Origin of the sequence: Actinomyces oricola (assembly GCF_004104015.1) — a bacterium.
Lineage (GTDB): Bacteria > Actinomycetota > Actinomycetes > Actinomycetales > Actinomycetaceae > Actinomyces > Actinomyces oricola.
Genome location: NZ_RYFV01000042.1, coordinates 1 through 8,365, shown reverse-complemented (window position 1 = coordinate 8,365; position 8,365 = coordinate 1). Strand labels below are relative to the sequence as shown.

The window sequence follows — 8,365 nt, the reverse complement described above, 5'->3', positions numbered from 1 at the left end:
TTATCCTGGCTATGAGCCGCCTGGCACGTGAAACAGACAACACCAAGATAGCCGTCGTTTTGGATAACGCCAGATTCCACCACGCCAAAGCCCTCACCAGCCTGTACGAGCCCGGCGAAGCACTAGACCGCATCACCCCGATCTACCTCCCACCCTACGCGCCGGACCACAATCCCACCGAGCATGTCTGGAACACGGCCAAAGGAAGCATCGCCAATATCCAGCGCGACACCCCCGAACAAACATACACCGCGTTCCTTGACTACATCACCAGCCGCACCTTCGACTACGACTTCGAACACCTACCAACAACACCCCCCGACAACGATCTTGTTTAAAGCCGGCCATACCATCACTCCGATAGCTGCTAGTGTCTGGAGAATGAAGTCCATGGCTGTTCCCTTTCTATACGCTGCACCCGTGCTGTGTTCGTACGCGTCGCTGCGTTGTTATCCGTGTTGCCGCGGCGCCGTGTGTCGTGGTGGTTTAGAGGTTGGTGATGGTGCGGGCGGCGCTTAGGCTGTAGGCCTTGATAATGGCTTCGTAGTAGGGTGCGCCGGCGGGGGCGGACTCGTAGCACTGTTCGGCTAGGCCGATCAAGGCTGTGACGTTGTTTAGAGCCCCGGAGGCTAGTACTGCTCGTGCTTGATCTTTGGCGTGAGCGACCTCGGCGCGGGCGAGAACCATGTCGACCTGGCGGCGGGTCGAGCGGGCTACCGCCCTGGAGGACGGCTGGCCGAACGGCAGGGCATTGGTGGTGTGGGGCTCGGGGGTCTGGGGGATAAGCGAGGCGGGCATGAGAGGAGCTCCTTCGTGGGGCTTGCTGTGGCGCCAGGCCAGGCGACCTGGCGGAACCAAGCAGACCGCACGGGATGCGGGTGTGTCGTGACAAAAAAGTGCACCCCCGCCTCCCACCGCCTTTCACTGCCTTTCGTTGCTGGTGTCCTAGCCACGTACCGGCGTGCTCGGGTGAGACTGAGAGCGTGAAACCAGAAGACGAGCCAGCACCGGGCAGTGACGGCGAGGATGCTCGCCGCCAAGCGACACCCACACCCGTTGATGCCACCCGGCCTAGCGGGGGCGCTTCGCCAGCTCTGAGCACCAGGCCGGCCCGGGAGCCGCTTGCGCCCATTAGTGGGGTCTTCCCGGTCGGGGAGGACTCTGAGGCGGCCGAGCAGCGGACGGTGCTGGAGGCGCAGGTGCTGTCGGAGTTGTTGGCGCTACGCAAGGCTCACGGGCGGTTGAGTATTCAGAAGTTCAGTCGCTTCGAGGTGTTGCGGCGGGTGTGTGGTGGGGATGACCTGCTTGACGGGTTCTTGTTGTTTCAGCGGGAGCTGGCGCGCTACCAGCGGGCTGGGCGCAATGAAGCGGCGGCCGCGCTGTCGCTGAGCAGCCCGGCTGACACGGTGCTTGATCGGCTCCAGCTGACAGCCGAGGCCCTATCCGGCGAGGACTGGCGCGACCAACGCACCGCCAGGCGTTGGAGTGATGCCGGCATGCCCGTGATCGCCCGGGACTTGGTTTACTTCGCCCAGGTCGCCGGGCGCCTGGGAACAGAAACCCTGAGCATTACCCTGGGTGGCAGCGGCCGGCGGCTGGCGGTCTGTATCGACCAGATGACCACCACCAAGCTGCCTGTCCAGGCGCCCTTGATCCAGCTCTGGCACGACCCGGCCAGCGACAATCCGCACCAGGTCAGCCTCGACCTGACCCCCTTCACCAGCGCCACCACCGAACATGGCGGACGATGCCTGCGGCGCTACCGACTAGACATCGAAATCCCCGAGGCGCGAGAAGAGGCGCGCCCGAGCCTCGGCCAGGACACCGACAGCCCGGACGACGACGTTGCCGTGCTGGCCCTGTCCATCACCGGCAGAGACGCCCCCATGCGCACCGTCTTCTACGAAGACCACAGCCAACTCACCCCAGGACTACACACCCGACTCAGCAACTACCGCACCATCGCCATGGTGGAAGTCGTCCAGGCCGAGAGCCTATAGGGCCCGATGGGGCTGGATGGTGGCTAAGGGCTCCGCCTCTGGCGTGTACGCGGGAGGAGGGGGCGGTTACGGCATCATCCTCCGAGCAAGCCTCCTTTAGCACACTGTTCCAGGATTTGACCCAACGACACGCCGACAGACCTCACATGTTGTACAAAATCGCCGACCGCCAGACCGAACCGCGAAGCTGCGGGATGCTTGTCTACATGAGCAGATACAGACCAGCGTGTCGAACTAGCGACAGGACTGTGAGAGTCGGCAAATGTTACAAGCGTTCTCGAAGGTGACATAGCACACGCGACAAAGTCAATTCCGTCGCCACTCTAATTACGGCGAGCTTGTAAACGGTTTAAAGTGCCGACAGCGGTTCTCCGGTTCGCAAGAGACGAAATACAATTGTGAAACCGAATGAGCCGGCAGGCGCGAGCCCCGTCGCCAAGTTCGCTAAACCCACGAGACGATCAGGATCATCAAAGACATGACACAGCAGTTCGAGGTCAGCAGTGATACGATACGGAAGGCGCTTCATAGGCGATACCTGAGTAGAGTCAATGTACTTACTGCCTTTCGAGACGGGGTGCAAGATTTCATCTGGTGATAGGTTTCAAGGTAGAGGTTCTGCGACAGATGGACGCAGGTTTGCGCGAGGCTGGGAATGAGATTCAAAGTTCAAGTGTTGCTACTATCCGACGTGGCGAGTTGGAACGAGTTGTTACGTAGTCGTAACTATCTTCGTTTTGGTGGCCCGTGAGGATCAACTAAAGGTCGCCGCGATAGCTGTACAGACAGTTTGGAGCGCATGAAATCCGACACTAGATACAGGAAAATACACACAACTATACCGGTAAAATGGAGACTTTCTGCGAGATTTGGAGTTGAACCGGGGATATCCCAGTAGAACAGAAAGATGAGAGGAGTGTAGAATCTTCCGACGTAGTCCAAAGAACGCCCCTAAACCAGTAGCGCTTCTTTCAATACGCTTCAGCGAGGAGATGATAATCAATGGTTCTGAAGCTGAAATATCGATTTGTCTATTCCCCACACCGCTAGTGGTAGTATTGGACTTACTGGCGTATCGGTTAGGGTATGGTCTGGTGGATCGTCTCACTATGTGTCGCTACTGATTTCGAAGTCGTGTTCGCCAATCGGGTTCCTCGAAACTATCTGGAAAGAATCAAAGATCTGGTCTTATTATGAACAGACGAAAACACTAAATTTCAACAGCCGGTTGATGCTCTTCTGATGTATCACGAAATACCGTTATATTAAACCAAGCGACAGTAGGTGAATGTTAACGCTGATCAGTAGTTCTACACTATATATATACCCAGTTAGCCTCACATCTCTTTAACCACTCCCCTCTGCAACATTCAGATGCAATGATACACAACAAACGATTAGCACCTTTTGGGCGCAAAACGTCTGCGGATATGCCGCGACGAATCGATTGTACTTACATTCCTGTTATCGACAATAGTAAGTGTCCTGCGACTCCGGTTCAAAAAATCCTAAAATACTCTGATCGTTTGATCATTCTCTCGTCTAATAATTTTCCAATCTGGTGTCATCAATATAGTCATAAGCGAGTGAGCCTTGTTCGCCTAACAGAGCTTGATGGTTTCCAGGCGATCTCCAATTTAAGTATCAACAGGAATCCGTCAACACAGCTTCGACCAGAATTTGACACAGGGATTAAACGCACTTTAGCGCTGCTCCACGCTAAAGCAAGAAATTATCGTAATGTTCTCCTCCTAGATGACGACATTGTCTTGACGGAGTACCAGATATCGCATACAGGAAGCGTATTGACAATCGACAATGTCTGTGTCGCTGGGTTCTATGTCCGCGGATTTGCCGATATATCGACTACGCGGCACATCGAACATTACATACATCCATCAAGACCCATCAATATAACGATGACCGGGTCTGCCCTATTTGTTGATCCGCAATTGGTTGATCCAATATTTCCTCAAATATATAATGATGATCTGTTCTTTTTTCTGCGGCAACAAGATCACGCGAATGTTGTTTCTGTTGGATATTCTTGGCAGCGCCCAAGAACACCTTGGATCGACCTCAGTCGCATATCTCACGAGCAGTACGGGGACTTGATATACGAGACAGTGTTACGTCATATAAATGCCCCTGAAACCGATTCGAACATTAATTGGCAAGAGGAGATCGAGGCAGAAGTAGACTATTTACTTGCGTTACGACGACAGATACGGAATCCAAACATACTGAGGGCTTTAGGTATTGCCATCAAAGCGGTCAATAACTTCAGTCCAAACACTTTACAAGAAACGTATGACGAGCTAGGATTAATACTATGACTATGGCTGCTACAGAGAATGAAATTCGGATATCCAGTGTTGCTGGAAGCGCACCCATACCAGGGGTCGTAATGATGCCGCGCGGAGGCAGCCGGCTAGTGATATTCTCCCATGGCATTCAAGGTAATCGCGATGAATATCTCGACACTCAGCGTCGACTCGCATACATGTTATATGAAAATGGCGTCGGCTCTTTAAGGATCGATTATAGAGGGCACGGTAACTCTGCCGCATCTCTTGAAGAATATTGCATTCGCACTCAAACCGATGACCTCAGGCGCTCAATTGATTGGTCTATAAAGGAATTTGGTTTAAGTAACGTAGCTCTGGCTGGAATCAGTTTCGGAGCACCAGCTACGCTCATTTGTGCCGCCAGACGTCCATCATATATCTCCAAACTAGTCCTAGTTGCGCCGGTTTTAGATATGCGGACGACTTTCATTGAACCAATAACGTCTTGGGGGATATCCAAATTCGGATTGGATCGCATACGACAAGCGCTTGCCACTGGGGATGGAATCAAGATTGATGACGGATATACATTGGGTATTGACGTCGTTTCGGAGATGTGTGAGTTTGATATCCCATTTTTCGTCTCTGCGCTTGTTGACAAGCAGATCGTAATATTTCACGGATCCGATGACGATATGGTCCCACTCAGTTCATCCGAAGCGGTTGCAGACGCCAACAACAACATTAGTCTGGTGATAATGCCTCACACAGAACACGGACTCACAGAAGTCGGTGATGATAATTATACTAGCAAGCGCTCCATGAGCAACGCGACGGCTATCGTATCTGCGCTGCTTGAAGAAGGGTGGTCGTAAAATGTCTCCGATTCAAATCCATCAAACAGCATTAATCGGACAACCTCTTCGACCGCTACAAGGATTTAGGACGTCATCACGTAATCCAGACGATAAGGTCGTCAAGCATGAAGGTAACTTATATGTCGGCCCGTATTCAGTTATTGGAGAAGGTGTCGATCTGGGTAACAACGTTATTATTGATTCGTGCTGCGTCCTAGAGCGTGGCGTTTCGATCGGTTCGAATACCCTCGTTGTACACCGTGCCACTATCGGAGGCTATTCCTCTGTTGGTAGAGACTGTGTTATTGGAGGGTTCGTAGGTGAAGGCACGGTCATAGGGAACAATTGTCGAATATTCGGGACGCTAGCACATAAACAAGATGACCCAGCCCAATCTTGGGATCACAGAGAACAAGACGAGCCATCGGTACGTGTATATGATTGGACATTCATTGGCTTTCACGCTTTCGTGGCGGGTGACATAGAAATCGGACCAATGGCTTACATTACGGCATGCGCATCCGTCACCCGCACAGTCCCTCCGAGATTTGTCGCATATGGACACAATCAATTATGCCATATTGACGATTGGACTGGCGACTTGGCTAAGAGTACCTTTTTCGAGGGTCGGGGTTTAGCGTGACTTCGCTCGTGTTTGCAACACATGGTCGCTACAACCCATATCTCGTCACAGCTCTCCCTGAACATATGGAATATCCGATGTCTTGCTGGACACCAGAGGGAATTGATCTCGACTATTCGGCTCTAATGACAGCCGAAAGGTTTATTATCGACCAGGAGTCATACGAATTTGTTATAGATAGGGCGAGCGACGCTTTCGCTCCAATGAAGCACAGTCTGAAAGTCTTGCACGAAGAGGGTTTTCTTGTCGTAGTGCAAATGGAGGCAATTTTCGTAAATAATAAAGATAAAATCATTACCGTCACAAAGGAGCTATTGCGCAACCCGACTGATTGGCTCGGGCTTGCTCGTGCACAATGGCAGACCTTGAAACCCGAGCTAGTCGATTTTCAGGACCGCGTGGGATCCAGCGCCTGGGCCGAAGTTAACACCGGGCATCAAGGGGTAGATAGCTGGCTCGCACGTACTGGCAAAGGTGACGACGTGATTTTGCGACAAGAATTACTTTCGGTCCTTGAGGGGCGGAACGTACGGGGCGTAGGTATCGATAACGTGCGTGGAATACTCGAATTCGTCGTGGCGCAGATTGTAATGTCGGATCTTGCCGCAGTGAGTCTTGGCGAACCTATTCTTGACTGGGCTGACTCGTCTTCTATGTACGAGCGGTTGTACTCGTGTCGATGGACTGATGAAAGTACGCTTAATGATGTTGTCAGGCAATCTCGCAGCTTATTCGCGCAGGTGATACCTGACCTCAAACCTGGTCGTGTTGAAGATCTCGTTAAGTTCTTTCGCACGCCAGGTGCAGTGAGCTCGCTGAGGCAAGAATTAATTGAGATCATAGATGCCGGCGGCACTGTAGATGAGAAACATTTGCTTGAACTCAGCGGTCAACTAATTCGAACTGACCTTGCTAACAAATCGCACGGTCGCACTATACAAAGAATCGGAGGAGTGCTTGGCTTAGCTCCTTGGCCTTGGATGGCCAATGTCGCGATATTTATGGGAAATGAGCTACTTGGCGAGAGTTTAGCTAAGCGTGACATGGATCGGTTTCAGTGGTACATCGCATTGCAGGGGCTGCATCGATAGACATATTAAACATTGTCAGATGCTAGCGAGCCGGGTATCGAATTCGAATGGTTACGTGGCTTTTCCAGCCTGATGATGCGGTGGAGCTTTACTACTCACCCAGCCCCCGCACCAACTCCCCAGGATCGCTGTCCAGTCCTTCAGCGATGCGCACGATGTTGTGCAGGCTGAGGTTGTGTTGTCCGCGTTCGACCTGGCCGACGTAGGTCCAGTGCAGGCCGGCGCGCTCAGCCAGTTTCTCCTGGGACAGCTCTAACTCCTCGCGGCGCAGGCGCACCCGACGACCGAACTCACCAGTGATGGCGGAGATCGGCGGCTTGGAGCGAGTGGTGGGCACCGAGACATCACATCGGTCTCATGACTCATGATCCAGAGACGATGTATCTCAAGCCGATGTATCCTGTCGCTGCCCGATCCGCCAGACCGAGGAGGTGAGCGCCATGGGTGGCTGCTGAGCATCCCACAGACGCGCCTAATGGTGCGTCCGGCTATACCCGTCAGGCTGCTCGTGCCCGACGGGTGTCGTCGTTGCTAGCGGCAGTAGTGGCACGAGTCGAAGCACCACGGCCCGCCTTGTTGTGAGAGACACTCTGAGTGACCCGTCCGCTCGGGAGACTCCAGGCGAAGACCAGACCAGCTCGCGGGAACAGCCAGCCGTCGTAGCGGTAGCGCAAGGTGGAAGTGTCTGGCTCGTCGGAGATTCTGCCGCCGTCACCACGCGACGCGAAGTCCATCAGGGAAACCTGGGCAACAGCCGCTGGATCGTAATTCAGTTCAACATCCAGCCCCTTGGTCGGGCGGTCAATGTTCAGGTGGAAGCTGTGCCCCGCTGCTGGCGCAGCGGTACGGAACCGGAACGCAATCACCACTGGCTTGCCTGCCCGGACTACCTCTTCACCCAGATCCACCGCATAGACCTGCGACACATCGTCTGCCTGCCGCTCAAACGCGACGTCAACACCGTCGATAGTGAACTGCTCCAGAGTGAAGACCTCGGGATCGCTGACGTCGAAGCCCGGGGTTGGACGACGGAACCAGACGCTGGTCTCGCCGCGCTGGGCGACCAACTCTTCGTAGCGACGGCGGTCGCTCACCACGGCGAACTTGCGGAAGCGATGCTTCGGCGTCACCGTATATTCCCAACGAACAGTTAAGTCAAAGAAAGGGTTAGAGGCTATGCCTCTAACCCTAGGTATACCTAGGGTCGCGTCGACGCGAGCATCGTACCAACGCTCTTCCGCCGTGATCGCTTGATGCTTGATATCGGCATAGACTTCCCGGCCAAAAGCCGGATCACCGAAGCGAAGTCCCAGACTAGTGCGCGCCAGATCGTCGAGCAGCTCGGGCGTGGCGATACGCTCTAGTGTCGTGTTTCTGAAGTAGTTGGGCGCTTGGCTTTCTTGAGTATCTGGTCGGCGGGCTTGGTCCAGGAGAAGGGTTTGCAGGTCTTGTTGTAGGTGTCGATGAAGCGTCGGATGGTGGTGGT

The 8,365-nt window shown here is 53.8% G+C and carries 8 protein-coding genes; 5 read left to right on the top strand and 3 right to left on the bottom strand.

The window, feature by feature from the left end; genetic code table 11:
* Positions 1–338, top strand: a 338-nt coding sequence (locus EUC46_RS12030) for a transposase (protein ID WP_206646001.1), incomplete at its 5' end; no start/stop codon positions are given.
* A 148-nt stretch (positions 339–486) separates the two neighbouring features.
* Here EUC46_RS12030 and EUC46_RS12025 read toward each other — a convergent pair.
* Positions 487–798: a phosphoenolpyruvate carboxylase gene (locus tag EUC46_RS12025; protein WP_128774399.1), complete on the bottom strand. Its 312-nt coding sequence runs from the start codon at positions 796–798 to the stop codon at positions 487–489.
* Positions 799–983: 185 nt separating this feature from the next.
* Here EUC46_RS12025 and EUC46_RS12020 point away from each other — a divergent pair, with 185 nt between their 5' ends.
* The 4 genes from EUC46_RS12020 (at position 984) to EUC46_RS12000 (ending at position 6,879) form a co-directional block, all read left to right on the top strand.
* The gene (locus tag EUC46_RS12020) at positions 984–2,000 is read left to right on the top strand and encodes a hypothetical protein (protein WP_128774398.1); all 1,017 of its coding nucleotides are present in this window, start codon (positions 984–986) and stop codon (positions 1,998–2,000) included.
* A gap of 1,586 nt (positions 2,001–3,586) precedes the next feature.
* A complete protein-coding gene (locus tag EUC46_RS12015; protein ID WP_128774397.1) occupies positions 3,587–4,336 on the top strand; it encodes a hypothetical protein in 750 nt (249 codons plus the stop codon).
* A 2-nt stretch (positions 4,337–4,338) separates the two neighbouring features.
* A complete protein-coding gene (locus tag EUC46_RS12010) occupies positions 4,339–5,163 on the top strand; it encodes an alpha/beta hydrolase family protein (RefSeq protein ID WP_164918834.1) in 825 nt (274 codons plus the stop codon).
* Positions 5,164–5,784: 621 nt separating this feature from the next.
* Complete coding sequence (locus tag EUC46_RS12000; RefSeq protein ID WP_128774394.1) at positions 5,785–6,879, top strand: hypothetical protein; 1,095 nt, start codon at positions 5,785–5,787, stop codon at positions 6,877–6,879.
* 91 nt (positions 6,880–6,970) lie between these two features.
* Here EUC46_RS12000 and EUC46_RS11995 read toward each other — a convergent pair whose 3' ends face one another.
* Together EUC46_RS11995 and EUC46_RS11990 are read right to left on the bottom strand one after the other, a co-directional pair.
* Positions 6,971–7,216 (bottom strand): helix-turn-helix domain-containing protein, encoded by a 246-nt coding sequence (locus EUC46_RS11995; RefSeq protein WP_206646000.1) that lies wholly within the window; start codon positions 7,214–7,216, stop codon positions 6,971–6,973.
* 160 nt (positions 7,217–7,376) lie between these two features.
* A partial coding sequence (locus tag EUC46_RS11990; RefSeq protein ID WP_241655571.1) for a hypothetical protein occupies positions 7,377–8,365 on the bottom strand: 989 nt, incomplete at its 5' end.

Coding starts and splice junctions, on each gene's coding strand:
- EUC46_RS12025 (WP_128774399.1), bottom strand. CDS start 798: ATGCCCGCCTCGCTTATCCCCCAGACCCCCGAGCCCCACACCACCAAT.
- EUC46_RS12010 (WP_164918834.1), top strand. CDS start 4,339: ATGGCTGCTACAGAGAATGAAATTCGGATATCCAGTGTTGCTGGAAGC.